The 26,900-nt window shown below is 68.7% G+C and carries 26 protein-coding genes and 1 tRNA gene; 6 read left to right on the top strand and 21 right to left on the bottom strand.

Going from position 1 to position 26,900, the window contains the following annotated elements; translation table 11 throughout:
• Positions 1 to 2: 2 nt before the first annotated feature.
• The 9 genes from AC3WTD_RS09120 to AC3WTD_RS09080 form a co-directional block, all read right to left on the bottom strand.
• Positions 3 to 1,172: an ABC transporter permease gene (locus AC3WTD_RS09120; protein ID WP_235642344.1), complete on the bottom strand. Its 1,170-nt coding sequence runs from the start codon at positions 1,170 to 1,172 to the stop codon at positions 3 to 5.
• Entirely contained in the window at positions 1,169 to 2,938 is a 1,770-nt protein-coding gene (locus tag AC3WTD_RS09115) for an ATP-binding cassette domain-containing protein (RefSeq protein ID WP_492613594.1), read from the bottom strand. Before AC3WTD_RS09115 ends, AC3WTD_RS09120 begins: the two co-directional genes overlap by 4 nt.
• A gap of 1 nt (position 2,939) precedes the next feature.
• Positions 2,940 to 3,968: a secretion protein HlyD gene (gene hlyD, locus AC3WTD_RS09110; protein ID WP_492613631.1), complete on the bottom strand. Its 1,029-nt coding sequence runs from the start codon at positions 3,966 to 3,968 to the stop codon at positions 2,940 to 2,942.
• Positions 3,969 to 4,005: 37 nt separating this feature from the next.
• A complete protein-coding gene (locus AC3WTD_RS09105) occupies positions 4,006 to 4,488 on the bottom strand; it encodes a hypothetical protein (RefSeq protein WP_492613593.1) in 483 nt (160 codons plus the stop codon).
• The gene (locus AC3WTD_RS09100) at positions 4,478 to 5,086 is read right to left on the bottom strand and encodes a TetR/AcrR family transcriptional regulator (RefSeq protein ID WP_492613592.1); all 609 of its coding nucleotides are present in this window, start codon (positions 5,084 to 5,086) and stop codon (positions 4,478 to 4,480) included. Before AC3WTD_RS09100 ends, AC3WTD_RS09105 begins: the two co-directional genes overlap by 11 nt.
• 207 nt (positions 5,087 to 5,293) lie before the next feature.
• The gene (locus tag AC3WTD_RS09095; protein WP_492613591.1) at positions 5,294 to 7,825 is read right to left on the bottom strand and encodes a cation-translocating P-type ATPase; all 2,532 of its coding nucleotides are present in this window, start codon (positions 7,823 to 7,825) and stop codon (positions 5,294 to 5,296) included.
• 49 nt (positions 7,826 to 7,874) lie between these two features.
• Positions 7,875 to 8,312 (bottom strand): universal stress protein, encoded by a 438-nt coding sequence (locus tag AC3WTD_RS09090; RefSeq protein ID WP_027491948.1) that lies wholly within the window; start codon positions 8,310 to 8,312, stop codon positions 7,875 to 7,877.
• Between the two features lie 25 nt (positions 8,313 to 8,337).
• Positions 8,338 to 9,099: a glucose 1-dehydrogenase gene (locus AC3WTD_RS09085; protein WP_492613590.1), complete on the bottom strand. Its 762-nt coding sequence runs from the start codon at positions 9,097 to 9,099 to the stop codon at positions 8,338 to 8,340.
• 109 nt (positions 9,100 to 9,208) lie between these two features.
• Complete coding sequence (locus AC3WTD_RS09080) at positions 9,209 to 9,769, bottom strand: GspH/FimT family pseudopilin (RefSeq protein ID WP_492613589.1); 561 nt, start codon at positions 9,767 to 9,769, stop codon at positions 9,209 to 9,211.
• Between the two features lie 153 nt (positions 9,770 to 9,922).
• Here AC3WTD_RS09080 and uvrB point away from each other — a divergent pair, with 153 nt between their 5' ends.
• Positions 9,923 to 11,947 carry an excinuclease ABC subunit UvrB gene (gene uvrB, locus AC3WTD_RS09075; RefSeq protein ID WP_492613588.1) on the top strand — a complete coding sequence of 675 codons (2,025 nt, stop codon included), beginning with the start codon at positions 9,923 to 9,925 and terminating at the stop codon, positions 11,945 to 11,947.
• Between the two features lie 91 nt (positions 11,948 to 12,038).
• A tRNA-Val gene (locus AC3WTD_RS09070) sits at positions 12,039 to 12,113 on the top strand.
• Between the two features lie 111 nt (positions 12,114 to 12,224).
• On the opposite strand, the gene AC3WTD_RS09065 is transcribed toward AC3WTD_RS09070, so the two are convergent.
• Positions 12,225 to 12,542 carry a hypothetical protein gene (locus tag AC3WTD_RS09065; RefSeq protein WP_027491952.1) on the bottom strand — a complete coding sequence of 106 codons (318 nt, stop codon included), beginning with the start codon at positions 12,540 to 12,542 and terminating at the stop codon, positions 12,225 to 12,227.
• An 85-nt stretch (positions 12,543 to 12,627) separates the two neighbouring features.
• Positions 12,628 to 12,906, bottom strand: coding sequence for a hypothetical protein (locus tag AC3WTD_RS09060; protein ID WP_027491953.1), 279 nt, complete (start codon positions 12,904 to 12,906; stop codon positions 12,628 to 12,630).
• A gap of 156 nt (positions 12,907 to 13,062) precedes the next feature.
• On the opposite strand from AC3WTD_RS09060, the gene dapD reads away from it, so the two are divergent.
• The 4 genes from dapD (at position 13,063) to dapE (ending at position 16,157) form a co-directional block, all read left to right on the top strand.
• Positions 13,063 to 14,001 (top strand): 2,3,4,5-tetrahydropyridine-2,6-dicarboxylate N-succinyltransferase, encoded by a 939-nt coding sequence (dapD, locus tag AC3WTD_RS09055; protein WP_492613587.1) that lies wholly within the window; start codon positions 13,063 to 13,065, stop codon positions 13,999 to 14,001.
• Between the two features lie 96 nt (positions 14,002 to 14,097).
• Positions 14,098 to 14,451: a Spx/MgsR family RNA polymerase-binding regulatory protein gene (locus tag AC3WTD_RS09050; protein ID WP_492613586.1), complete on the top strand. Its 354-nt coding sequence runs from the start codon at positions 14,098 to 14,100 to the stop codon at positions 14,449 to 14,451.
• A gap of 1 nt (position 14,452) precedes the next feature.
• Positions 14,453 to 14,953, top strand: coding sequence for a DUF2165 family protein (locus AC3WTD_RS09045; RefSeq protein ID WP_492613585.1), 501 nt, complete (start codon positions 14,453 to 14,455; stop codon positions 14,951 to 14,953).
• A 64-nt stretch (positions 14,954 to 15,017) separates the two neighbouring features.
• Entirely contained in the window at positions 15,018 to 16,157 is a 1,140-nt protein-coding gene (gene dapE, locus AC3WTD_RS09040) for a succinyl-diaminopimelate desuccinylase (protein ID WP_492613584.1), read from the top strand.
• Between the two features lie 70 nt (positions 16,158 to 16,227).
• Here the strand turns inward: dapE and tatA are convergent, their stop codons facing one another.
• The 10 genes from tatA to AC3WTD_RS08990 all read right to left on the bottom strand — a co-directional run.
• Positions 16,228 to 16,431 carry a twin-arginine translocase TatA/TatE family subunit gene (gene tatA, locus AC3WTD_RS09035; protein WP_492613583.1) on the bottom strand — a complete coding sequence of 68 codons (204 nt, stop codon included), beginning with the start codon at positions 16,429 to 16,431 and terminating at the stop codon, positions 16,228 to 16,230.
• 14 nt (positions 16,432 to 16,445) lie between these two features.
• Entirely contained in the window at positions 16,446 to 17,108 is a 663-nt protein-coding gene (locus AC3WTD_RS09030; RefSeq protein WP_492613582.1) for a nitrous oxide reductase accessory protein NosL, read from the bottom strand.
• A gap of 10 nt (positions 17,109 to 17,118) precedes the next feature.
• The gene (locus tag AC3WTD_RS09025) at positions 17,119 to 17,952 is read right to left on the bottom strand and encodes an ABC transporter permease (protein ID WP_492613581.1); all 834 of its coding nucleotides are present in this window, start codon (positions 17,950 to 17,952) and stop codon (positions 17,119 to 17,121) included.
• Positions 17,949 to 18,878, bottom strand: coding sequence for an ABC transporter ATP-binding protein (locus tag AC3WTD_RS09020; RefSeq protein ID WP_027491960.1), 930 nt, complete (start codon positions 18,876 to 18,878; stop codon positions 17,949 to 17,951). Before AC3WTD_RS09020 ends, AC3WTD_RS09025 begins: the two co-directional genes overlap by 4 nt.
• Positions 18,862 to 20,148, bottom strand: a complete 1,287-nt coding sequence (locus AC3WTD_RS09015) for a nitrous oxide reductase family maturation protein NosD (RefSeq protein ID WP_492613580.1) — start codon at positions 20,146 to 20,148, stop codon at positions 18,862 to 18,864. Before AC3WTD_RS09015 ends, AC3WTD_RS09020 begins: the two co-directional genes overlap by 17 nt.
• Positions 20,149 to 20,202: 54 nt before the next feature.
• Positions 20,203 to 22,152: a TAT-dependent nitrous-oxide reductase gene (nosZ, locus tag AC3WTD_RS09010; RefSeq protein WP_492613579.1), complete on the bottom strand. Its 1,950-nt coding sequence runs from the start codon at positions 22,150 to 22,152 to the stop codon at positions 20,203 to 20,205.
• 28 nt (positions 22,153 to 22,180) lie between these two features.
• Entirely contained in the window at positions 22,181 to 24,376 is a 2,196-nt protein-coding gene (locus tag AC3WTD_RS09005; protein WP_492613578.1) for a 4Fe-4S binding protein, read from the bottom strand.
• Complete coding sequence (locus AC3WTD_RS09000; RefSeq protein ID WP_492613577.1) at positions 24,376 to 25,443, bottom strand: FAD:protein FMN transferase; 1,068 nt, start codon at positions 25,441 to 25,443, stop codon at positions 24,376 to 24,378. The genes AC3WTD_RS09005 and AC3WTD_RS09000 overlap by 1 nt, the downstream gene beginning before the upstream one ends.
• Before the next feature lie 52 nt (positions 25,444 to 25,495).
• Positions 25,496 to 26,575, bottom strand: coding sequence for an NAD(P)/FAD-dependent oxidoreductase (locus tag AC3WTD_RS08995; protein WP_492613576.1), 1,080 nt, complete (start codon positions 26,573 to 26,575; stop codon positions 25,496 to 25,498).
• Positions 26,576 to 26,711: 136 nt separating this feature from the next.
• Positions 26,712 to 26,900: hypothetical protein (locus tag AC3WTD_RS08990; protein WP_492613575.1), on the bottom strand; the 189-nt coding region annotated here is incomplete at its 5' end.

Raw genomic sequence — 26,900 nt, 5'->3', positions numbered from 1 at the left:
CGCTACTCCAGGTTCTTGCGCGTGGCGCGCTTGGCCAGCACGAAGAACACCGCGCCGATGGCCGTCATCGCCAGCAGGTTGGGCACGAATACCGCCCAGATGTCGCCGGCCAGGAACACCGTCTTCAGCGATTCGACGAAATAGCGCGCCGGGATCAGCCTCGTTATGGCGCGGATCGGCGCCGGCATGGCGTCGATCTCGTATAAAAAACCCGACAGCATGAAGGCCGGCAGGAAGCCGGTGAACAGTGCTATCTGTGCTGCCAGGAACTGGTTGCGTGCCAACGACGAGATCAGCAGGCCCTGACCCAGCGCTGGCACCATGAACACCGCCGACAACAGCAGCAATGCCGCCAGTGAGCCGTGCAGCGGCACGCCGAACACGAACACGGCCAGCGCCGCGGCGCCCAGCGTGGACAGCATGCCGAGCACGAAATAGGGCAGCAGCTTGCCGATCAGGATCTCGGCCACCGAGGCGGGCGTGGAGAGCACCGCCTCCATCGTGCCGCGCTCCCATTCGCGTGCCACCACCAGCGCGGTGAGCATGGTGCCGATGATGGTCATGACGATGGCGATGGCGCCAGGGATCAGCGCGCGGCGGCTCTCCAGTTCGGGGTTGAACCAGTAGCGCGGCTCCAGCACCACGGCCTGCACGGGCGATGCGGCGCCGAGCCCGGCGCGCCAGGTCTGCACCACGCCGCGGGCGTAGTTCTCGACGTAGTTGGCGGTATTGGGGTAGGAGCCGTCGGTGATGATCTGCACCAGCGGCTCGCTGCCGCGCCGGGCCAGGCGCTGCTCGAAATCCTGCGGGATCACCACGTAGCCGCGCAGGTCGCCGGAGACCAGCTGGTCGGCTACTTCGCGCCGGTCCTGCACGACGCGCGCATCGAGGAAACGGGTGCCGGTGAAAGCGGCGGCCAGGGACTGGGCGGACGCGCCGGGCGATTCCAGCACCACACCGATGCGGACCTCCTTGGCATCCAGCGACACCGCATAGGCAAACAGGAACAGCAGCACCACCGGCAACACGAACGCGATCAGCAGCGTCGACGGGTCGCGCAGGGCCTGGTGGCTTTCCTTGGCCACCAGCGCCATCAGGCGGTGCAGGTCGAAACGACGCAACCCGGCCGGCATCGCGCCATTCCGGTCGTTGCGCTTTGCGGCGGCGTTCATGCGGCAGCCTCCGCTTCGCGCTCGGTGGATTCCACCAGGTGGATGAAGGCGTCCTCCATGGTCGGATCGGGCCGTTGTGGGCTGGCGGCCATGCGCTTGAGCGCATCGGGCGTGTCCAGCGCGATCAGTCGCGCCTGCGAGAGCATGGCGACCCGATCGCAGTATTCGGCCTCGTCCATGAAGTGGGTGGTGACCATGATGGTCACGCCCTTGCGCGCCAGCCCGTTGATGTGGGTCCAGAACTCGCGCCGGGTGATCGGGTCCACGCCCGAGGTGGGTTCGTCCAGGAACAGCACGGGCGGCCTGTGCATGAGGGAGCAGGCCAGTGCCAGGCGCTGCTTGTGCCCGAGCGGAAGGGAATCGGGCGTGGCGGGCAACCAGTCGCCCAGGTCGAAGGTCGCGATCATCTCCTCGATGCGCTCGCGTCGCGTGTTGCCTTCCAGTTGATAAACCCCGGCCGAGAACTCCAGGTTCTGCCGCACCGAGAGCAGGCCGTAGAGTGAGAATTTCTGCGCCATGTAGCCCAGCTGGCTCTTGGCCGCGCCGGTGGCGCGGCGCAGGTCGAGGCCCACCACATGCGCCTCGCCCGCGGTCGGCTTGAGCAGGCCGCAGAGCATCTTGAAGGTGGTCGACTTGCCGGCGCCGTTGGGGCCGAGCAGGCCGAAGATTTCGCCCTTGTGCACTTCGAAGCTGACGCTGTCGGTCGCGGTGAAGGCACCGAAGCGCTTGGTGAGATTGCGGCAGGACACGGCAATGTCGGAGCCCAGTTCGACCGGCGGCAGGCGTTCGGCCAGGGTCGAGGTGCCACCGGGGCCGCCGCCGAGCAGGTCGATGAAGGCGTCCTCGAAGCGTGCCGGCACCGGCGCCAGCTCTACCCGCGCCCGATCGGCCAGCGACTGGATCTGCTCCGTGCCGGCGCCCGCGCGCAGCACCACGCGCACGCCGGCGCCCTGGATCACGCCATCGCTCACGCTGGGCAGGTCGAGCGCTTCGGTCAGCACCGCCCGGCGCTCGGCGCCGACGTTTTCGAGGCGGAAGCTGCGGCCTTCGAGCTGCGTAGTGAGTTGCTGCGGCGGGCCATCGAACAGCAGCTGCCCCTGATTCAGCAGCAGCACGCTCTCGCAGCGCTCGGCCTCGTCCAGATAGGCGGTCGACCAGACCACGGCCATGCCCTCGTCGGTCAGCGCCTGCACCATGCGCCACAGGTCCTGGCGGCTAACCGGGTCGACGCCCACCCCGGGCTCGTCCAGCAGCAGCACCTTGGGCCGCGCCATCAGCGCACAGGCCAGACCGAGCTTCTGCTTCATGCCGCCGGAGAGCTTGCCGGCCAGGCGTTTGGTGAAGGGCCCGAGCCGGGTGAAGTCGAGCAGCTCGGCGAACAGCTCGGCGTTGCGCTCCGCGTCCATGCCGCGCAACTGCGCGTACAGGTGCATGTTCTCCATCACCGACAGGTCTTCGTACAGGCCGAAGCGCTGCGGCATGTAGCCGCTGGCGACGTGGATGGCGTCGTTGTCCTTGACCACGTCGAAGCCGGCCAGGGTGACGCTGCCGGCATGGGGTACGAGCAGCCCGGTCATGATCCGCATCAGCGTGGTCTTGCCGGCGCCGTCGGGGCCGACCAGGCCAGTGAGGCGGCCATAGCGGATCGTTGCACTGAGCTCGCGCAGCGCGCGGACCTCGCCGAAGCGCTTGCCGACATGGTCGAGCACCACGGCGGCGGCGTCGCCATGCTGGCGCGAAGTATCGCTGGCTGGCTGCGGGCTCATCTCAGCTTCCACGCGCGGGTTTGCCGGCCGCGCCAGTGGTGTCGACGTCGACCGTCACCGGCATGCCCTGGCGCAGGCCCTGGTCGGCGTCGGACACCACCACGCGCAGGCGGTAGACCAGGTCGGTTCGCAGGTCGGTAGTCTCCACCGTCTTCGGCGTGAATTCCGCGCGCGGCGAGATGAAGCCGATCTGGCCGTGATAGACGGTGGTGGAGGAATCGGTATGGATGCGTACCTTGGTGCCCGGTGCGATGCGGCCCAGCTCCGCCTCGCCGACATACGCCCGCAGGTACACCGGATCGCGCAGGCTCAGGCTGTACACCGGCGTGCTGTTCGCCACCATGCTGCCCGGTTCGCGCACGCGGGCGATCACGATGCCGTCGCTGGGAGCGATCAGCGTCGTGTCGGCCACCGCGGTGCGCGCCTGGGTCAGCGCGGCCTCGGCCGCGGCAACGCGCGCCTGGCCGGCGGCGATGTCCTCGCGGCGGAAGCCGGCGGTGGCCAGCGACAGCGATGCCTGCGCCGCGGCCAGGTTGGCGGCGGACTGGTCGCGGGCGGCGCGCGCGGCGTCGACCAGGCGCTGACTGCTGGCGCCCGATGCGAGCAGGGTGTTCTGGCGCTCGAAGTTGCGCGCGGCCTCGTTGGCGCTTGCCTGCGCCTGGCGCACCTGCTCGCGGGCCTGGGCGATTTCCTGCGGGCGGTTGCCGCTGTGCAGCTTGTTCAGCTGCGCCTGCGCCGCCTGGAGCTCGGCTTCGGCCGCCGCCAGCTTCTCGCGGTACGGCGTGGCGTCGAGCTGCGCCATGACTGCGCCGGTGGTGACGGCGTCGCCTTCGTCGAACGCCATGTGGGTCAGGCGGCCGGGCTGGCGAAAGGCCAGCTCCACCTCGCGGATGTCGACGTTGCCGTACAGGCGCAACGCATTTTGGTCGCCATGGTCGTGCAACCGCCAGAACGCCAGTGCGCCACCGATGGCGATCACGACGACGGCGATCACGATCCAGCGGGTCTTTCCAGTGGGGGGGGGCGGCATTTTCATCGCGACGGGGTTCCGCTTGAGAGGGGAGTGTTCAGTGCGCGGGCGTCGCCGGCGCAGCGGTTGCTGCCAGGCGCCGGGCCAGGATCGCGATGCCCATCCACACCATCGTGCGCAGGGTCATGGCGATCGGCGTGCGGTGCTCCCAGGCGCCACCCAGAGCCACATGCATGGCGAAGGCGAGGAACACGAGCGCCGTGGCGACGGCGATGGCCAGCGCCAGCCGTGCCGCCCAGCGCCGACGCAGCCACAGCCCGATGCCAGCGATGACGTAGGCGAACCCAGCCAGGAAATTGAACCAGACCACGAACGGCACGTAGTGGCCGGCGGCGTGGCGCGCGGCGCCGTCGACAAACAGCACCGCGCCGCCTTCCCGGAGGGTCAGCAGGCCGAAGCCGATGGCGAACAGGGACATCAGCCAGGTCCAAACGCTGCGTTGCGGGTGAGCGGTCATCTTCATGGTCCTCGGTTCGTCGGGGTGTCCCGGCGGCAGGATGGAAAGCGCTTCATGCGGCACGCGCGATGCCGCGCCGGTAGATCGCAAACGCGCCCGCCGCTTCCTGGCGCATGTGGCGGGTATCGCCGGCCAGCAGCGCCTGCATAACCAGGCCCTGGATACTGCCGATGAACAGCGTGGCCGCCGCGGTCGGGTCCAGCTGCGGGTCCAGTTCGCCGGCAGCCTTGCCCTCCTCGATCAACGTGCGCAGGCGCTCGCCGTAGCGACGGATCATGGCCTGCACCATCCGCTTGGCGGCGGTGTTCTCGGCCCGCTGCAGCTCGCCGAACAGCATGCGCGGCACGCCGGCGTGCTCGGCGACGAACGCGATATGCGCCATGAACATCGCCTCCAGCGCGGCCAGCGGGCCGGGAGCGTCGCGTGCCGCGCGCTCGACCCGCGCCAGCAGATGGTCGGCCACCCATTCCATCACCGCCTGCCAGATCGCGTCCTTGCTCGGGAAATGGCGGAACAGGGCGCCCTGGGTCAGCTTCATCGAGGTGGCGATCGCCGCGGTGGTGATGTCGCTGGGGTTCTGCTCGGCCGCCAGCTTGATGACCGCCTCGATGGTGACCGCGCGGCGTTCGTCCGCAGGCAGGTGTTTGCGCTGGATGTCCATGGTCATGACTCGGGTAAGTAAGTAATTAATTACTAGCTTACGCAGATCGCAGCCGTTGTCAACAGAAGTGACGCGGCTTTTCAGTGGTCGGTTTCTAGCGGGTCACGCTGCCGCTGCGGTCCGCATGCTCGTGCGGCGCGGCGAGCCGGGCGGCCTGGATGGGCGCGATGGCGAGCGGAATCGCTCCGGCGGCGCGCCGCGGCCGCTTCAGCGCGCCGCGGCTTTCCGTGCCGTTCCGCGCGCCGTGCGGCGCAGCAGTTCCAGCCAGACGACGGCGACGGCCAGCATGCCGATGGTGGCGAGCAGCGCGAGTGCGCCCGGTACCGCCAACCCCATAACGCCGCGCAGGAACGGCAGCCCGACCACGGCCGCCAGCATCAGCGCCACGGCGCCGAACATCCGCGGCAGCCAGGGATTGCGCGCCGGCAGGCGGGCCAGCGCCGGACGGGACAGGTCGCGGTTGGCCAGGGTCAGCAGGAACAGGCCGAGCACGAGCGCGATGAACACCGCGCTGCGGCTTTGCGCGGCATCCAGGCCTTGACCGAGCAGCAGGCCGTAGCCGAGTAGCAGGATGGCGGCAAAGCCCAGTCCCTGGATTACTGCATGGCGCAGGTTGGCGGCGGCGAACGGCGAGTCCGACGGCGCGCGCGGCGGCCGCCGCATGATGTCGTCGGCGGCGGGGTCGGCCTCGTACACCACCGAGCAGGCCGGGTCGATCAGTAGCTCCAGCAGCACGATGTGCACTGGCATCAGCAGCACCGGCCAGTGCAGCAGGGTGGGCACCAGCGCCAGCGCGATGATCGGCATGTGCACGGCGAACACGAAGCGGGTGGCCTTGGTGATGTTGTCGTAGATGCGCCGGCCCTGGCGGATCGCGCTGACGATGCTGGCGAAGCTGTCGTCCAGCAGCACCAGCGCGGCCGCCTCGCGCGCCACGTCGGTGCCGCGCTCGCCCATCGCCACGCCGACGTCGGCGGCCTTCAGCGCAGGCGCGTCGTTGACGCCGTCGCCGGTCATCGCCACCACCTCGCCGTCCTCGCGCAGCAGTTGCACCAAGCGCAGCTTCTGCTCGGGCTTGAGCCGCGCGCACAGGTCGACATGGCGCAGCCGTTCGCGCAGCGCGGCGTCATCCAGTGCGGTCATCTCCGCGCCGGTGATCACCTCGGCACGTTCGCTCAAGCCCACCTGGCGGGCGATCGCCCGCGCCGTGGCAGGGTGGTCGCCGGTCATCATGATGACGCGCACGCCGGCGCCGCGGCACTCGGCGATCGCCGCCGGCACCTCCGGTCGCGGCGGGTCGACGAAACCGACCAGGCCGAGGAAGCGGAAGTCGAAGTCGTGCTGGCTGCGCGGCCACGCCGCGCCCTGCCACTCGCCACGAGCCACGCCGAGCACGCGCAGACCGCGTTCGGCCATCGCCTCCACCTGGCGTAGGATCGCCGCTGCCTCGGCATCGGGCAGGTGGCACAGGTCGATCACCGCCTCCGGCGCACCCTTGGTGGCCAGCAGGTGCGCATGGCGCGCGTCGCCACGGAACACATGGGTCATCGCCAGGATGTCCGGCGACAGCGCGTACTCGAACTCGGGCGCCCACTCGGCGTGCACGTGCTCGGTGTCGGTGAGCCAGTGCAGGCCGAACTGCTGGATCGCCTTCTCCATCGGGTCGAACGGGTCGGCCGGCGTGGCCAGCATGGCGAACTCGACCAGTTCGTGGAACGGCTCGGGCAATTCGGTAGCGCCTTCGCCGTGCGCGCTGTCGTCGGTCAGGCGCAGCTCGGCCACCTGCATGCGATTCTGCGTCAGCGTGCCGGTCTTGTCGGCCGCCAGCACCGAGATGGCGCCCAGCGCCTCCACCGCCGGCACGCGGCGGGTCAGCACCTTGTGCTTCGAGATCCGCCACGCGCCCAGCGCGAGGAACACGGTGAGGATCACCGGAATCTCCTCCGGCAGGATCGCCATGGTCAGCGCGATGCCGGCCAGTACGCTCTCGAGCAGGCCATGGCCGTCCCATAACCAGCCGAGCAGTGCGTAGGCTGTGGCCAGCAGCAGGCCGCCGACGGTAAGGTTGCGGATCAGACGGAGCGAGGCCAGTTGCAGGCCGGACACCGGCTCGACCGTATCGGCCAGCGCCTGGCCGATGCGGCCGACCGCGGTGGCGCCGGCGATGGCATGAACCTCGGCGACGCCGACGCCCTTGGTCACCACGGTGCTGGCGAACAGCTGTCCGGCCTCCTCGCCTGCCAGCTTGGTGACCGGCACCGCCTCGCCGGTGAGCAGCGACTCGTTGACGTCCAGGTGGCCGTCCAGCAGCACGGCATCGGCGGCGATGCGATCGCCTTCGTGCAGCACCAGCAGGTCGCCGACCACCACCTCGCGGCCGGGCACGCGGATCTCCTCGCCGCCGCGGACCACCAGCGCGCGTGGTGCGGACAACTCGCGCAGCGACTCCAGCGCGCGCTGGGTCTTGTACTCCTGCGCCAGCGTGATGCCGATGACCACGAATACGAACGACAGCAGGAACGCCGCCTCGGCGCGGTCGCCCAGCGCCAGGTACAGGCCGCCGGCCACCAGCAGCATCAGGAACATCGGCTCCAGCAGCACGCCGGCGACCATCGACCACAGCGTGCGCGGCGCGCTGCCCGGCAGCAGGTTTGGTCCGTGTTCGGCCAGCCGGCGCGCGGCCTCGACCGGCTCCAGCCCGGCCAGGCTGGCGGGCTGGGGCGAGCGGATGGTGCTCACGCGTGTGCCTGCAGCCCGCGTCGGGCGAGGTGCGATGGGCGGGGGTGCGTCAGCGCCAAACCAGCACCGGCACGTCGCCGTTGAGGATCACCTTGTGCGTCTCGCTGCCCAGCAGCAGGCGGTCGAAACCGCGCCAGCCGTGCGAGGCCATCACGATCAGGTCGCACTGCTGCTTGCGGGCAGCGCCGACGATGGCCGAGTAGGGGCGTGCATCGATCTCGTGGCTGCCATCGCTGGGAACGCCGGCGGCCTGCGCACGTTGGTGCACGTCGGCCAGATAATGTTCGGCGTTGGTGATGGCCTCGCGGGTGTAGTTCGGCTCGTTGGCCACGACGAACTCGGCAAAGTAGACCGAGGCGGGGAACGGCGCGATGACGTGGAACGCGTACACGCTGGCGCCCAGCTTGGCGGCCAGTTCGATGCCGGCGTCGACCGCACGCAGGGATAGTTCGGAACCGTCGGTGGGCAGCAGGATATGCTTGAACATGGTGAACTCCTCTTGCGCGGGGTGATCAGCGGCAGGTGTAGCCGCCGTCGATGACCAGCTCGCTGCCGGTCACGAATTTCGATTCGTCGGAAGCCAGATACACCACGCCCCAGGCGATGTCGTCCGGCTCGCCCAGGTGGCCCAGCGGATGCAGCGCGCCGGTATCGCGGCGGTGCTGCTCGGAGTCGCCGCCCATCGCAGCCAGGTGCTGTTCCACCATCGGCGTGCGGATGAAGCCGGGGTGCACCGAGTTGACCCGGATGCGGTCGACCGCATAAAGCATGGCGTCGGTCTTGCTCATCAGCCGCACCGCTCCCTTGGACGCATGGTAGGGCGGCGAATCGGCCGCGCCGACCAGCCCGTAGATCGACGACAGGTTGATGATGCTGCCGCCGCCGGCAGCGCGCAACGGCGCGATGGCGTGCTTGGTGCAGAAGAACACGCCCTTCACGTTGATCGACTGCACCCGGTCCCATTCGGCCTCGGTGAGTTCGTGGGTCGGCTTGTTCGCGCCGGCGATGCCGGCATTGTTGACGAGGACGTCCAGCCGTCCAAACGCGGTCACGGTGCCAGCCACCGCCGCGGCCACCTCGGCTTCCACCGAGACGTCGGCATGGAAGTAGCGCGCATCGGCGCCGAACTCCGCCGCCAGCCGTTGCCCCGGTTCGTCGTGCAGGTCGACCAGGGCCACCCGCGCACCCGCCTCCAGCAGCCGCCGCGCGCAGGCAGCCCCGATACCCACGGCGGCACCGGTCACCAGTGCCACTTTGCCGCTCAATCTGCCCATGGCCGTGTCTCCTCGGGAATCGAACCCTAGCATGGGTGCAGCGGTACATGCCGGTGTTGACTGGAGTCAAGGGAACGCCGTGCCGCCGCGCGGGCGGCGCCGCCGCGATTCAGTTCAGCTGGGCGCAGCTGGCGATCTGGCCAGCGTTGGCTGGAGCGCCGCGGATGCGGCCGGCCATGGAGACGGCCACGGCGAGCGCGTCCTTCGCGTTGGAGGGCTGACAGAACAGCAGGGTGATGTTGCTGCCCCTGGCGCTGCCGTCAGGGCGGAAGCGCACCAGCTGTCGGCCGCTGCTGCTGCGGATGATCAGCTTGCCGTCGTAGCCGCTGCCGACGTGCAGGGGGCGGTCGTCGGGTTGGTCGTCGCCGTCGCCGTCGCGGCCGAGCAGCCAGCCGCGCTCCCACTGGGTGCCCCCGCTACAGCGGTTGCCGTCCCGGCTGGGGCAGAACAACGTGCGCTTGCCGCTCATGACGGCGGCTTCGCGGGCGTGGTGCAGGGCGGCGATGAAGTCGTTCTGCGCCACCCGCAGCGCGTTGCGGCCCAGCAATTGCCGCAAGGGCGGCGTGGCGATGCCAAGCAGCACCGCGATGATGGCGAGCACCATGATCTGCTCGATCAGGGTCACGCCGCGCTGCCTGCGCAACAGGCCGGGATTCCTCGAAGTCGACACGGCATCGCTTCCTGCGGGGTCATGGACCTTCATGCTAGGACGCCGCTTTCGCCCGGACAGCCGTCCGCTCGCCATCCGCATGTCGGTCCCTGCTGACGCGTGCTGTCAGCAGGGGCGATTTAAAATGGCCCGTCGCACCCACATCTGTAGCCGATGACCGACCGCTTCCAACTCGTCGCCCCCTACCAGCCTGCCGGCGACCAGCCGCAGGCGATCGCCCGGCTCGCCGACGGTTTCGAGGCCGGTCTGGCCGCGCAGACCCTGCTCGGCGTGACCGGCTCGGGCAAGACCTACACCATCGCCAACATGATCGAGCGGGTGCAGCGCCCGACCATCGTGATGGCGCCGAACAAGACGCTGGCGGCGCAGCTGTACGGCGAGTTCAGGGAATTCTTCCCGCACAACGCGGTGGAGTACTTCGTCAGCTATTACGACTACTACCAGCCGGAAGCCTACGTGGTGGCGTCGGACACCTTCATCGAGAAGGATGCCTCGATCAACGAACACATCGAGCAGATGCGGCTGTCGGCGACCAAGGCGCTGCTGTCGCGGCGCGATTCCATCATCGTGGCCACGGTGTCGGCGATCTACGGTCTGGGCAATCCGGAGGATTACCTCAGCCTGCGGCTGATCCTGGCCACTGGCGAGCGCATCGACCAGCGCAAGCTGATCCACCAGTTGACCGAGCTGCAATACACCCGCAACGAGACGGAATTGCGCCGCGGAACCTACCGCGTGCGTGGCGAGATCGTCGACGTGTTCCCCGCCGAGTCCGAAACCGAGGCGTTGCGCATCGAGCTGTTCGACGGTGAAGTGGAGAAGATGGCGCTGTTCGATCCGTTGACCGGCGAGACGATCCGCAAGGTGCAGCGCTACACCGTCTATCCGCGCACCCATTACGCCTCGACGCGCGAGAGCGTGCTCAACGCGATCGAGACGATCAAGCTCGAGCTGAAGGACCGCCTGGAATATCTCTACAAGGAGAACAAGCTGGTCGAGGCGCAGCGGCTGGAGCAGCGCACCCGCTTCGACCTGGAGATGATGGCCGAGGTCGGCTACTGCCAGGGCATCGAGAACTACTCGCGCCACCTGACGAGGCGCGCGCCGGGCGAGCCGCCGCCCACGCTGTTCGACTACCTGCCGGCCGACGGCCTGCTGGTGGTGGACGAATCGCACGTGACCGTGCCGCAGCTCGGCGCGATGTACAAGGGCGACCGCTCGCGCAAGGAAACCCTGGTGGAGTTCGGCTTCCGCCTGCCGTCGGCGATGGACAACCGGCCGCTGCGCTTCGAGGAATGGGAAGAGCGCGTGCCGCGCGCGATCTATGTCTCCGCCACCCCACGCGGCTACGAACTGCACAAGTCCGGCGATGCGGTGACCGAGCTGGTGGTGCGGCCGACCGGCCTGGTCGATCCCGAGGTGGAAGTGCGCCCGGTGCGCACCCAGGTCGACGACCTGCTCAGCGAAGTGCACAAGCGCGTGGCGATGGGCGACCGCGTGCTGGTCACCACGCTGACCAAGCGGATGGCCGAGAACCTCACCGAATACCTGGCCGAGCACGACGTGAAGGTGCGCTACCTGCACTCGGACATCGAGACGGTCGAGCGCAGCGAGATTATCCGCGACCTGCGCCTGGGCGAGTTCGACGTGCTGGTCGGCATCAACCTGCTGCGCGAGGGCCTGGACATGCCCGAGGTGTCGCTGGTGGCGGTGCTTGACGCCGACAAGGAGGGCTTCCTGCGTTCCACCGGTTCGCTGATCCAGACCATCGGCCGCGCCGCCCGCAATGTGCGCGGCAAGGCGATCCTCTACGCCGACAACGTCACCCGCTCGATGCAGGCGGCGATGGACGAGACCGCCCGCCGCCGCGAGAAGCAGGTTGTCTTCAACGAAGCGCATGGCATCACCCCGAAAACCGTAGTGCGCCGCATCGCCGACATCATGGAAGGCGCGCGCAGCGAGGCGGGCAACCGCCGCGGCGGCAAATCCTCGACGCGCGGTCGCGCCGCGGTGGCCGAGCCTGCCGCCGAGTACGCCGGACTCAGTCCCCAGCAGGCGGCCGGTGCGATCAGGAAGCTCGAGGCGCAGATGTACAAGCACGCGCAGAACCTCGAGTTCGAGGATGCCGCCCGGCTGCGCGACCAGATCCACCAGCTGCGCGAACAGGCCCTGCGCTGAGCCGGTGGCGTCGCCCCTCGCGGGATATTGTCGGGCGCCGACGGCTCCCGTATACTGCGCGGCTCGCGTAGCCGGTACATCGGCGCGAAGCGGGCGGTTAGCTCAGCGGTAGAGCACTACCTTGACATGGTAGGGGTCACAAGTTCGATCCTTGTACCGCCCACCACCTTGAATCCAGCAACGGCGCGGCTTTCGGGCTTGGCGCCGTTTCTGCTTCTGGTGGCGACTGACCCCGCCCCGAGTATGGCCATATTCATTGGGCAGCATGCCCCGGTGACTACCCGCTTGCACGTTGATGCCGGCGTTTCCATCGCGCCCAGCGGCGTTCCATCCACAGCACAGCCCGCCGCATCGGGCGGCGCAGGAATGACAGGTCCTGCGCCAGCAGCAGCAGCCCGAGCGGCAGCATCCAGAAGCCCAGCACCGGCAGGATGCTGAAGATGCCGCCCGCGATGAACAGCAACCCTGCGGGAATGCGTACCCAGCGTGCCGACGGTCCGCGCAACCAGCGCAGGCTTTGCCTGACACTCCGCGGCAGCTCTCGCTCGAAGCGATCGAGTCGCCGGTTGAGCCCGTCTACGTCTTTGTCGGTCATGTTGCGCGGGCAAGCCTTCCACGAAAACGCCTATCGTATCGGCAAACCCGCACCTGCCGCCGGCGGCGGGTGGCGGATACACTCCCTATTCATCCTCCGACGAGGGCGGGGTGTAGGTGGGATCCTCCGAGTCGCGCGCATGGCGGATGGCGTTGCGCAGGCGCAGGTCGAGGTGGTCGAAGTCGAGGACGACCTTGCCGGAGTGGACCGCCTTGACGGCCGACATCGGCACCACGAAGTCGCCGGCGTTCTCGATGTAGACGAGCAGTTCGGGCAGGCCGTGCCGGATCTCGCGGACGGAACCGATGCCATCGCTGCCGTCGGTGACGAAAACCATGGAACCCTCGTTGATCTGTTCGTGCATGTCACGATTCCCCAGGGCGGGTTGGCGGAGGGACCCCGCCCGGCGGATGCTTGGCGGGCCGCGGCGCATGATGGGCATAGCCGTCGTCTTGAAGTGGTGAAAAACATGTCTCGCGTCGGGCCGATTGCAACGTGATTCACAGCTTCCGGGCCGGCTGTGGAAGAATGGGGAACCTGCCGCCGCGGATGGCTGGATCCAGCCCGGGGCGCCATTGCCGCGACACATACTCCCGCCGCATCCGGCGGCTGCCACAGACGAACGAGTCCCATGCAAGCCATCGAAACCCTGATCGACGATGCCTTCGAGCGCCGCAACACACTCACCCAGGCCGAGATCGAGACCCATCTGCGGCCGACCATCGACCAGGTACTCGACCTGCTCGAATCCGGCGAGCGCCGCGTCGCCGAGCCGGACGGCCACGGCGGCTGGACGGTGAATCAGTGGCTCAAGAAGGCGGTGCTGCTGTACTTCCGCATCAACGACAACCGCGTGGTGAACGGCGGCGCTGCGCAGGCCTTCGACAAGGTGCCGCTGCGCTTCGCCCACGGCAATGACAGCGAACTGCAGCAGCTCGGCGCACGCGTGGTGCCCGGCGCGCTGGTGCGCCGGGGCGCGCACATCGCGAAGGACGCGGTGCTGATGCCCAGCTACGTCAACATCGGTGCCTTCGTCGGCGCCGGCAGCATGGTCGACACCTGGGCCACGGTCGGCTCCTGCGCGCAGATCGGCGCAGGCGTGCACCTTTCCGGCGGCGTCGGTATCGGCGGCGTGCTGGAGCCGCTGCAGGCCAATCCCACCATCATCGAGGATGGCTGCTTCATCGGCGCGCGCTCGGAAGTGGTCGAGGGCGTGGTGGTGGAGAAGGGCAGCGTGATCGGCATGGGCGTGTTCCTGGGCCAGTCCACCCGCATCTACAACCGCGTTACCGGCGAGGTCGGCTACGGCCGCGTGCCCGCCGGCAGCGTAGTGGTAGCCGGCAGCCTGCCGGCGAAGGACGGCAGCCACAGCCTGTACGCCGCGATCATCGTCAAACAGGTGGACGAGAAGACCCGCGGCAAGACCTCGATCAACGAACTGCTGCGTGCCGCCGTGTAGGAGCCCGCTTGCGGGCGATGCCTTTGGCGGGATTCGGGATTCGCAAGAACAAGAGCATCGCCCGCGAGCGGGCTCCTACAGGAAGGAGAAACCGGGATGACGACTCTGTACGGACTGCCCACCTGCGACACCTGCCGCAAGGCGCGCAACTGGCTGGCCCGCTTCGAGGTGGCGCACGATTTCGTCGACTACCGCACCAACCCGGTGCCGGCGGCAACGCTGAAGGACTGGGCGGCGCAGCTCGGCGGCTGGGAGAAGCTGGTCAACAAGTCCTCCACCACCTGGCGCAACCTGCTGCCACAGCGCAAGAACCCCGGCAGCGATCCGGAATGGACGCTGCTGCTGAAGGAGTATCCCGCGCTGATCCGCCGCCCGGTGGTAGTGCAGCCGGACGGTACGGTGAGCGTGGGCTTCACCGACAACGGCTTCAAGAAACTGTTCGCGCGCTGACATGCCGACGGCGCGCTGCTCGAAAGTCGCGCTGGTGGCGACGATCGCGCTGTGGCTGGCGCTGGTCGCGTTCGGCAACCTCACCGACTACGGCAGCAACCTCGCCTTCGTGCAGCACGTGCTGGCGATGGACTCGATCTTTCCCGACGCCGCCATCCACTACCGCGCGATCCGTGCGCCGCTGCTGCAGCATGCGGCCTACGTGCTGATCATCGCCGTCGAAACGCTGGCCGCCGTGCTGTGCGGCACCGGAGCCTGGCGCATGTGGCGCGCGCATCGTATGCCGGCGGCGACGTTCCAGCGTGCCATGCGGCCTGCGGTGGCCGGGCTCACGCTAGGCGTGCTGCTGTGGCTGGGCGGCTTCATGGCGATCGGCGGCGAATGGTTCGGCATGTGGATGTCCACGCAGTGGAACGGCATGGCCAGCGCCTTCCGCTTCGTGGTGATGCTGCTGGCGGCGCTGCTCTATCTGGGTCAGAGTGACGCGGAAGGCGACCACTGAAGGCGCTGCCGCGTGGTGCGCTTGCTATGCTGCACCGATGCCTGCTGCCTGTTCCATGAACCCCATGTCCGATGTCCTCGAACTCACCCGTGACCTGATCCGCCGCCGCTCGGTGACGCCTGACGATGCCGGTTGTCTGCCTTTGATCGGCGAACGACTGGCACATGCCAGCTTTGTCGTCGAGCATTTGCGCTACGGGGATGTGGACAACCTGTGGGCGACGCACGGCACGGGTGATCCCACGCTGATCTTCCTCGGTCATACGGATGTGGTGCCGAGCGGCCCGGAGGCGGCATGGCAAAGCCCGCCGTTCGAGCCGGTCGTTCGCGATGGCCGTCTATACGGCCGTGGTGCGGCTGACATGAAGGGTTCGGTAGCGGCGATGGTAGTGGCGCTGGAGCAGTTCGTGGCGACGCATCCGGATCATCGCGGCCGGGTCGGCTTGCTGCTGACCAGCGACGAGGAAGGTCCGACCAATCTCGACGGCGTGCGCAAGGTGGCGGAACGCTTCCGCGCCACCGGCGAGCGGATCGACTGGTGCGTGGTCGGCGAGCCGTCGGCGAGGGAACGGCTCGGCGACCTGATCCGCGTGGGCCGCCGTGGCTCGCTTTCCGGCACGCTCAGCGTGCGTGGCGTGCAGGGCCACGTGGCCTATCCGGAGAAGGCGTTGAACCCGATCCACGCGTTCGCCCCCGCGCTGGCCGAACTGGCCGCCACGCGCTGGGACAACGGCAACGCCGACTTTCCGCCCACCTCGTTCCAGGTTTCCAATCTCAACGCCGGCACCGGCGCGAACAACGTGATCCCCGGCGAGCTCGTCGCACTGGTCAACTTCCGCTACTGCACCGCCAGCCGCGCCGACGACCTGCGCGCGCGCGCCGAGGCGATCCTGCAGCGACACGGCCTGGACTTCACGCTGGACTGGAACCTCTCCGGCGAACCGTTCCTCACCCCGCCCGGCGGCATCCTGCGTGAAACCGTGGTGGCCGTCTGCCGCGACCTGTGCGGCATCGACCCCGAGCAAAGCACCGGCGGCGGCACCTCCGACGGCCGCTTCATCGCGCCGCTGGGTGCTGAGGTGGTAGAGCTCGGCCCGGTCAACGCGACCATCCACAAGGTGGACGAGTGCGTGGATGTGGCGGAGCTGGAGAAGCTGCCGGCGGTGTATCGGGCGGTGTGCGAGCGGCTGTTGGCCGGGACCTGACCGGGCGATGACGTTTCAACCGGCGATTGCCGACCGCCGTTGCGGTGCCCGCACCAGGCAAATCAGCGCATCAGTGTCGTTGTTCGCCATCGACATCCAGCCGCACCGCCTGCGGCACGGTCTCGTCCGGCTGGCCGTTCTTGAGTCCCTTGCGGAAATCGCCGATGGCACCGCCGAGGTCGCGGCCGACGTTGCGCAGCTTGCCGGTGCCGAACACCAGCAGTACCAGTACGAGCAGCACGATCCAATGCGAAAAACTGTTCAGTCCGAGCATGTTCCGGATTCCCGTTACGGATGTGGGTGTGGATGAGCCGGCTGCGGTTGCGGCGCCGGAGGAAACGCTGGTTGCGGATGGGCCGACAGGCCGAGGGACGGCGCCGGCGGAGCCAGGCATTGTTGCGGGCCGAGACTGCCGGCGGCCTGGCCGGGGCAGCGGTAATCCAGCGCGGCCACCATGGCGGGGGTGACCTCGTCGAAGCCGAGCACGGCCCCGCCGTGTTCGTGCACGAAGGCTTCCGCCGCCGCGCCGGTAGCGAACGGCGCCAGGGTCGGTCCCATCGAACCGGGCAGCGGCTGCCACGCCACGTAGAAGGCGCGGCGCGCGTCGATGAAGCTGACCGCGGCGTGGCTGGGCTGCTGCCAGTCGAGGTGGGCGCTGTCCTGCACGTACAGTTCCTGCAGCGCGGACTGGTTTTCCGGCTGCAGCACGTAGGCGAAGAAGTCGCGGGTGGAGTCGAACACCAGCGGCTTGGTGCGTCCGCTCACCCACGCTTCCGCGCGCGGGCCCGGCGAACCATCCAGGTACATGCCGCACACGGCGCAGGCGTCGTCCGGATGGGTGTCGACCGCGTGCTGTGGGGGTGCGTGGCCGCCGCCGCAGCCGGCGAGCAGGGCCAGCGCAAGGGCCAGCACGGCCGGGCGGACGGAGCGGAGCGTGGGGCGGATGCGCATGCGGTTATCCTCAGACTTCCTTGCGCCGGAACGCGAGCATCGCCCACGTGAACGGCAGCACCGCCCAGACCAGCATCACCAGGCCCAGCAGCAGCGGCGGGTAGCTGTGGTGGGCGGTCATGCCGGTGAGTAGGTCGTTGCCGGCGCCGTCGCCCAGCGCGGTGAGGTTGACCAGCCGGAACACGTCGACCGGGTTGAGCAGCAGCAGGTACGGATACACCGCCCGCTCCAGCGGATTGCCGCCGCTGACCACCAGCAGCGCCAGCAGTGCGAGGTCGAACAGCACCACGCTGAGCAGCCAGCCGATCAGCGCCAGGCCGGCGGCGCGCGACTTGTCGGCGGTCTGCACGCTGATCAGGCAGGCCAGCCCGACGAAGCAGGCACCCAGCAGCGAGGCGCTGAGGATGAAGCGGCCGATGTGCAGCCACGCCTGCAGCGTCTGCGCGGGCGGCTGCATCCACTGCATGATCGCCACCGCCAGCCCGAAGCCGGCCAGCGTGGCGGCAGCCAGCGCGCCGCAGTGGCCGAGGAACTTGCCGGCCACCAGCTGGCCGCGCGCCAGCGGGTAGCTGAGCATCAGCAGCAGGGTGCCGTCGTCGCGTTCGCCGACGATGGTGTCGTAGGCGATCAGCAGGCCGATCAGCGGGATCACGAACGCGCCCAGCGTGGTCAGGCTGGCCAGCGTGGCGTCGAACGAGGTGAAGCCCACGCGCCCGGCCGCGGCGCTGCCGAACCAGGCGATGCCCAATGCCAGCAGCGCGAACAGGATGGTCAATGCGACCGTCCAGCGGTTGCGGAAGTCGTCGCGGAACTCCTTGGCGGCGACGGTGAGGATCGGGTTCATGCGGCCACCTTTGCGCTGGATTGCGGACCGGCGCCGAGCCAGTCGTAGAGCTGCGCCAGGGTGGGTTCGCGTACGTCGAGGTCGACGATCGCGGGATCGGCCAGCAATTCGCGCAGCATGTGCAGTTTGCTGGCGCGAGGCACCTGCAGTTCCAGCTGGCCATCGGGACGCGGCTGCGCCGACAGGCCGCCCGTTTCGAGGCGCGCAATCAGTTCGGGCATCGCCTGCTCGCGCGGACGCACCAGCACCTGCGCCGGCAGCGCGGCCTGCTCGCCCAGCGCATGCAGGCTGCCGGCCGCAAGCAACCTGCCCTGGCGCAGGATCAGCGCACCGTCGATGTGCGGCTCCAGCTCGGCCAGCAGGTGCGAGGAGAGCAGCACGCTGCGCCCGTCCGCGCGCAGCTCGCCGACGATGCGGTACAGCTCGCGCGAGGCCTGCGGGTCGAGCCCGGTGGTCGGTTCGTCCAGCAGCACCAGTTCCGGCGAACCCAGCAGCGTCTGGGCCAGGCCGAGGCGCTGACGCATGCCCTTGGAGTAGGTGCCGATGCGCCGGTCGGCGGCGTGCGCCAGGCCGACGCGCTCCAGCAGCGCCGATACCTGGCTGCGCGGCGCCTGCTTCAGCCGGGCCAGGTAGTCGAGCAGCTCGCGCCCGCTCAGGCTGGCGTAGAAGGTGGCGCTCTCGGGCAGGTAGCCGATGCGCCGGCGCAGCGCGTACGCGCGCCACGGCGACTGGCCGAGCACTTCGAGGCGGCCACCGCTGGGCGCGATCAGGCCAAGAATGAGTTTGATCAGCGTGGACTTGCCGGCGCCGTTGTGACCGAGCAGGCCGATCACCTGGCCGCGCGGTACGCAGGCGCTGACGCCGTCGAGCGCGGCGAGCGCGCCGTAGCGTTTGGTCAGTGCCTCGAATTCAATCGCGTGGTTCATGGTCGGACCGGAGGGGAGTTGGGGCCTTCATCAGCGGGTGGCTGTCCTGTACCGACGGCGGCGTGAACACCGGGAACGCGCGCTGCACGTAGCGCAGCAGCAGCACCGCGGGGCTGGACATCAGGTTGCGTGCGGTGGGGTATTTCCACAACAGCACGTCGACGCCGTCGTTGGGGCGGAACGGCACGTCGCCGATGCCGTCGGCGTTCAGGTCCCAGCCGAGGTAATCGCTCCAGAAATTGCCGCGACCGTGCGCCGACCATTCCTGGGCGAGGTTCTGCACGTATTTCACCTGGATGCGGTTGTCCATGAAGCGGTTGCTCCACAGGCGGTTGTTCTCCGAGCCGGCGGTCACGTGGATGCCGATCTGCGAGTCGGTGACGAGGTTGTCGTGGAGGTCGTTGAACTGCGACAGGTAGACGAACAGGCCCTTGCCCTCGGTGCCTTCGACGGTGCCGCCGGCGTCGTCGCTCTGGCCGCTGATGCGGTGCACGCGGTTGCCGGCGATCTCGCTGTGCGCGATGTAGTTGAGCAGGAAGCCGTAGGACTTCTCGTCTTCGGAGCTGTTGCCGATCACCTTCAGGTGGTGCGAGGACATCAGCGCATAGCCGGCCAGGTTGCCGCGGCTGACGTTGTCCAGCAGCAGGTTGTCCTGGGAGTACATGTAGTGGATGCCGTAGCGCACATCGTGCACCACGTTGTGCGCAATGGTGTTGTGCGGGCTGACGTAGACGTAGATGCCGTCGCGCGAATCGGCCACGTCGTTACCCTCGATGGTGCAGCCGGTGTCGTTCCACAAGTGGATGCCATCGCCGCGGTCGGCCACGCGCAGCGAGCGCATGCCGCGGACCACGTTGTGCGCGACGCGCACGTTGGCCGCGCCGTCGAGGTAGATGCCGAACAGGCTTTCCTCGATGCGGTTGCCCTCGAGCGTGACCTCGCGCGCCTGGCGCTCGACGAAGATGCCCGCGTTCATTGCGGTGAGGTCGGTGCCGCTGCGGCGCACGGTCAGGCCGCGCACGGTGACGTTCGACGCGCCGATGCGCACGACGTCGCCGCTGCCGCCGCCGTCGAGAATCGCGCCGGGCTCGCCGATCAGCGTGATGGGTTTGTCCAGCCGCAGGTGCACCGCATGCACGCCGGCCGGCACATTGACCGCGGTGCCGGGCGGCGCCGCGGCCACGACCTGTTCCAGCGTCTCGCGCGCATGCGCCGACAGCGCCGGCAGCGCGAGCAGGAGCAGGATGGCGAGGCGGCGAAGCGTATGCATGGCACCGGACGATCCGGCCGTGCCGCCGCGGGATGCGCGACGGCACGGCACGGCTCAGGCCTCCACCAGCATCCGCCCGCTCATCTCCATGTGCATCGCATGGCAGAAGAACGTGCAGTAGTACCAGAACACCCCCGCCTTGTCGGCGGTGAAGGTGGCCGAGGCGGTGGCGCCGGGGCTGATCTCCATGTTGATGCCGTAGTTGGCGATGCAGAAGCCGTGGCTCACGTCCTCCACTGCGTCGATGTTGGTCACCACCACGGTCACCTCGTCGCCCTTCTTCACCTTGAAGCTGCCCAGGCCGAAGAGCGGCGCAGCCGAGGTCATGTACACGAACACCTTGCTGCCCTCGCGGATGACCTTGCTGTCGGTCAGCACGTTGATGCCGTGGCGCTTGGCCATCGCCACCGTCTCGGCGAAGAACGGGTCGTCGCGATCCCAGCTCTTCTTGACCTTGTCGGCCAGCACCCGGCGGTGCAGCAGGGTCGCGTCGTGCGGCTCGGCGTAGACCGGGCCGTCGGCGACCAGCTTCATGGTCTCGCCGGAGATGTCGATCAGCTGGTCGTTGTCCGGGTGCAGCGGGCCGGTGGGCAGGAAGCGGTCCTTGGAGAACTTGTTCAGCGAGATCAGCCACTTGCCATCGGCGTCGCGCGTCTCGCCCATCGAGGTATGGCAATGGCCGGGCTGGTAGGCCACGTCGAGCTTCTGGCGCAGGTAGTTCACCTTCTTGCCGCCGTGGGCAGCGATCGCGTCGGCGATGTTCCACTTGGCGATCTGGCTGTCGATGAACAGGGTGGTGTAGCCGTTGCCGCGGCCGTCGTAGGCGGTGTGCAACGGGCCCAGGCCCAACTCGGGTTCGGCTACCACCGTGTCACGCGGGTCCTTCAGCTTGCCGGCGAACCAGTCGTCGATGCGGCTCCATTCCATCACGGTGACGGTGGGCGAGAGCTTGCCGTTGGCCACCACGTACTTGCCGTCGGGGCTGGCGTTGATGCCATGCGGGCTCTTCGGAATCGGGATGTACAGCGTGAACGACGAGCCGTGGCGGCCGTCCAGCACCGGCACCTTGGAGCTGCCGATGGTCTTGAACTCGCCTTTCTTCACCGCCTCCTCGATGCGCGCGATGTTGAACACCACCACCCAGTCGCGCTCGGCCTGCATCGTGCCGGGCAGGTCCACGGCCTTTTCGCTGTTGTAGCAGGTGGAGATGGCGTACTTGCCGGCGTAGTCGGCTTCGGTGTTGTCCAGGTTGCCGTCCACCAGCACCTGCCAGGTGACTTCCATGGTGTCGCCGTCGATGGCGGTGAACATGGTCTGGTACTTGTTCGGATCGTCCAGGTCGCGGCCGTCGTTCGGTGCCGGGACCAGGAATTCGGCGTTGGCGAACACGTAGCCGGTGCGCGGCGCGCGCTGTACGCGCAGGCCGTGGATCGCCTGCACGTTCGGCACGTCGGTGATGCGGTCGGTGCGCATCACGTCGCAGCGGATGCGCGCGACGCGGGTGTGCGCCTTGTCGTTGATGAAGATGTAGCGACCGTCGTAGTGGCCGTCGGTCTGGCTCATGTGCGGGTGGTGGCAGTCACCGCCGGGCGGGAAGTTTGGCCCGAGCACGCGCTTGCTCTCGTTGGTGATGCCCCAACCGATGGTGAAGTCGGGGTTGAACACCGGGATGCGCATCAGCTCGCGCATCGAAGGCAAGCCGAGCAGGCGCACCTCGCCGGACTGGCCGCCGCTCCAGAAACCGTAGTACTCGTCGAGCTGGCCGGGCAGCACGTGGTCGGAGAGTTCGCCGGTGGCCGAGGTCGCCTTGGCCGGTTCGGCGGCGGCGCCGGCGACTGTCGCGCCGGCCGGGTCACCCTTCCTGCCGCAGCCTGCCAGCGCCAGTCCCGCCGCGCCGGCGAGGCCGGCCAGCGCGCTGGTCTTCATGAAGTTGCGGCGCGCGGGGTTGCCCGGTTCCGCGGACTGACCGGACTGGCCGGGTTGGTTGCTCGATTCGTCGTGCATGGCATTCGTCCATTCTGATTGTGGTGGGTCAGTCGGCGACCTTCGCCGGCTCGTTGGTTTCCGGCGTGGCGGCCGGGGTGATCGTCAACACCGGGGTGGGCAGCGGTCGCGCGGCGCGTTCACGCTTCTTGCGGCGTTCCACCAGCGGCGGGCATTTCTGGTCGTTGGCGTAGGTGACCTGGCAGTCCAGGCAGTAGTGGCATTCGTTGAAGTTGATCTGGCCGATCGCGTTGATCGCCTTCACTTCGCACTCGTTGGCGCAGATCTGGCAGGGGCGGCCGCATTCCTTGCGACGGCGCAGCCATTCGAACAGGTGGAAGCGGCCGGACACCGCCAGCCCGGCGCCCAGCGGGCACACGTAGCGGCAGTAGAACTTGTTGTTGAATGCCGCCACCACCACCAGCGCCAGCGCGTAGAGCACGTAGCTCCAGGAGCGGGCGAAGTGCAGGGTGATGGCGGTCTTGAACGGCTCGATCTCGGCGTAGCGCTCGGCCATGTTGAGCGACTGCAGCGACATCCCGAACAGCACCAGCAGCACGATGTACTTGATTGCCCACAGCCGTTCGTGCAGGTACTGCGGCACCTCGAATTGCGGCACGTGCAGCCGGCGCGCCAGCTTGTTCACCAGCACCTGCAGCGCGCCGAACGGGCACAGCCAGCCGCAGTAGATGCCACGTCCGAGCAGCAGCAGGGTGGCGGCCACGAACACCCACAGGATGAACACCAGCGGGTCCATCAGGAAGGTGGACCAGTGGAAGCCGTGCAGCATCGCCTGGATGAAGGTGAGGATGTTCACCACCGACAGCTGCGCCAGCCCATACCAGCCGATGAACACCAGCGTGTAGATCAGGAAACCCACGCGCAGGCGTTCGAGCAGGTGCGGGCGCGTCACGATCCAGTCCTGAAACATCAGGATCAGCGTGAGCACGGTGAGCCCCGCCACCAGCAACGCGATGTCCAGCCGGCGCCCTTGCCATACCTTCTGCCACAGCGGCGCGTCGGCCGGCAGTGCGTCGGCGTCCGCCTCGGCCGCCGCTTCAGGGCGTGTGGTGTAGGCCGCCGGCATGCGGTAGTCGCGGGTGAAGGTGTGGTAGATGCTTTGCAGCGGGCCGACCTGGCGGTTCACCAGCAGCTGCAGCGTCCACGGCCGGGTGGCGTCGAAGCCGCTGCCGCCGTTGCGCACGATGAAGATCGCCTGCTCGGCGAAGGCTGGCTTGCCGCGCAGCGGGGTGTCGTTCAACTGCACCAGGTCGCTGTCCTTGAACAGCACCAGCTTGCCGTCCTGCAGCAGGTGCACGCGGTCGAAGATGCCGCCGCGCACGTAGCCCACGCCCTTGAACGAGTAGATGCCGTTGGCCATCACCGCGATCGCCGAGTCGCCGGGCTTGAGCTGCTTCATCAGGTCGGCGTGGGCCACCTCACCGAGCAGATTGCGGCCCACCGTGGGCGGGGTGACGTCGGCGAAGTACAGGTCGATGAAGGTGTCCGCGCCGTGGCCGGGCGCCGGCGCGGTGGGGTCGTCGACCAGGCCGCTTTCCGGCTGGCCCTTGAAGGCGTCGGCGATCGCCTGCCGCGCCAGCCGCAGGTGGCCGATCGTGCCGTTGCCGGTCAGCGTCTGCCAGTCGGCTGGCACGAAGTAGTCGGCGCGCACCTGCGCGGCGGCCGCGCCGGTGTCGGCCGCACCGGCGATCAGCTTGCGCGAGGCGGCCACCTTCAGCGCCGAGTTCATGATCGTCTCGTTGGCCACCATCGAGGTCACCGTGGCGCTGCTGATCGCGTCGATGCGCACGCTGCCGCTGGCGCCGCCGCCGACCACGATCTTGTCGTCCACGCGGTGGCCGATGTAGCGCGCCACGAAGTCGTACAGCCTCTGCACCGGAATGCCGACCAGCAGGATCGGTTCGTGCTGTTCCAGCACGCGGGCGTCGCGGATGGTGCCGTCGGTGCCGATCGACACCAGGATGTTGATCGGCGCCCCGGAGTAGGCCGGCACCGGCGCCACCATCACCGTCTCGAACACGTAGCCGATCACCTTGTCGCCGTGGTACACGGCCGCCGCAGGCGGGGTGCCCTCGATGTCGCCGTAGCGTTCGGCCTCGGGGAACACCTGGTGCAGCTGCGGATACTTTGCGTCGATGCTGGCCAGCGCCACCGAGGCGGGCGCCAGCAACAGCAGCGCGAGCAGCAGTCTGGCGATGAGGGAGCGTGGACGTGCGCCGCGCATCAGGCCAGCTCCGCCGTGCCGGCGATCAGCGGCAGCTCGCGCGAGCGCCAGCGCTGCTCGCCGCTGCGCGAGAACGCCAGCCACTGGTGGTCCTGTGCCGCCATCAGCGCGGACAGCCGCGGCAGCTCCAGCGAGAACGCCGCCGTGCTCATGCCGTCGGCCAGCACCGAGCGCTGCGCCACCACGGTTACGCTGGAATAACTCTGCGGCGACCAGCCGGTGCGCGGATTGACGATGTGGAACAGGCGCCGGTCGCTGGAGAAGAACACGCGGTAGTTGCCGGAGGTGGACAGCGCCGCGTTGCGCAGCTGCACCACCGCCGCCACCCGGCCCGTGTCGCGCGGGTCGACGATGCCCACGTTCCAGTGCCGCCCGGGATCGTTGCCGCTGATCGCCTGGATGTCGCCGCCGGCGTCGATCAGGCCGTACTCGATGCCGGCGCCGCGCAGCGCCGCGATGCCCTGGTCGACCACGTGGCCCTTGGCGATGCCGTCCAGCGTGATCGCCATGCCCGGCCGCAGCAGCCGCACGCCGCGAGCGTCCAGCACGAGGTCGCGGTAGCCGACCAGCGCGTCGCGGTCCTCGGCCACGCGCTGCTCGCGCGCATCGGTGCCGTCGACGCCGCGCAGCGTCTCGAAGTAGCGCAGCACCGGCAGCACGGTGACGTCGAATGCGCCGCCGGTGAGCGCCGACAGCGCCAGTGCCTCGCGCAACACCGCGTGCAGGTTCGACGGCACTAGCGCCAGCCGGCCGTAGCGGTTCAGCCGCGCCAGCGGGCTGGCCGGATCGAAGCGGGTCAACTCGGTCGCCGTGGTGGCCATGCGCGTGAACGCCGCCTCGATCGCCTCGCCGGCCGCCTGCACGTCGTCGCTCAGGCAGGTCACCGCCACCGAGGTCTGCATCAGCGTGCGCTCGCGGCGCACCTGCCACAGGTTCTGCTTGCGCTTGAGCACCGCCCAGCCGCCGCCGGCCAACAGGCTGCCGGCGATGGCGAGCTGGCCGGCCTGCCGCAGCAGTTGCCGGCGCTCGGGCGAGCGCGGTTCGGTGGGTTCGATGGAGCGGTGCATGGGAGGACCTCCCGGTGTGCGTTTTGGTGCGAATGCGAAAAGATGTGGAGCGTCAGGCCGCGCTGGCTTCGACCCTTGACGGCGGTTGTGCCACGACATCGGCGCCTTTGGCATCGCGCACGCCCAGGCGCCGCTGCAGTGCCGGGCTGGTGGTCGTGTACTGCAGGTTCACCTTGTCGCCAGGATGCAGGTGCGCATGCGCGGCGAACGCGCACAGCGCGGTTTCGTGGAAACCCGACAGGATCAGCTTCTTCTTGCCGGGATAGGTATTGATGTCGCCTACGGCGAAGATGCCGGGCACGGAGGTCTGCAGCGTCGACGGATCCACGACCAGCTGCTGGCGCTCCAGCGCCAGTCCCCAGTCGGCGATCGGCCCCAGCGCCGGATGCAGGCCCCAGAACACCAGCAGATGCGACGCCTCGATGCGCTGGACCATGCCGCTGCGTGTGCGCACGCGCACCTGCGACAGCGCGCCAGCGGCCGTCTCCAGTCCGACGATGTCGCCTTCGCAGAACTGCATGCGGCCCTCGTCGCACAGCGCCTGCATGCGCGCCACGCTGGCCGGTGCCGCGCGGAAGCTGGACGAGCGGTGCACCAGCACCAGGCTGCGCGCCCGCTCGACCAGGGCCAGCGCCCAATCCAGCGCCGCGTCGCCGCCGCCGGCGATCACGATGTCCTGGTCGTCGCACAGCGCCGGCTGCGTCACCTTGTAGTGCAGCGTGCGGCCCACCAGCGGCGCGGCTTCCGGCAGGTCCAGCGTGCGCGGCGCGAACGCGCCCAGGCCGCCGGCAATGATCACCACGCCGGCGTCGAAGGCCAGGCCGCCACTGGTCTGCAGGTGAAAGCGGCCGTTGTCCATGCGCTGCAGCGAGGTGACGGTGTGACCCAGGTGGAACTGCGGCGCGAACGGGCGGATCTGCTGCTGCAGGCGCTCGATCAGCTCGCGCCCGCTGCACACCGGCAGCGCCGGGATGTCGTAGATCGGCTTGTCCGGATACAGCTCGACGCACTGGCCGCCGGCATGCGGTACGGCATCGATCACGTGCGCATCCAGCCCCAGCAGGCCCAGCTCGAAAACCTGGAACAGGCCGACCGGGCCAGCCCCAATGATGACGGTGTCGCAGTTGATCATTAATGAATCCGCCGTGTGGACGGGGATCATGCGCGCCCATCAGGGCGGTGCTTTTGATTTCGATCAGCTGCGCCGGCGGCGATTTGTGTGGCCGAATGCCGCATGGACGGCCGATCGGTCGACGCCGGTCGGCGCGTCAGCGTGCGGCCGGTTGCAGCACCAGCGTGTGCTGCGGCAGTCCCTGCAGCAGCGGCGTTGGCCGACCGGCGACCCAGTCCGCGTGGCCCGCGCCGAAATACGGTGACAGCGGGTGGTCGCTCTGGCCGCCGGGCATGTTGAGGATGCCGCGGGCCTCCTGGCCGGGAGCCACGACCAGGTGCTCGGA

This window comes from Rhodanobacter sp. FW106-PBR-R2A-1-15, from assembly GCF_058789735.1.
This window is presented reverse-complemented; position numbering and strand designations above follow the sequence as displayed.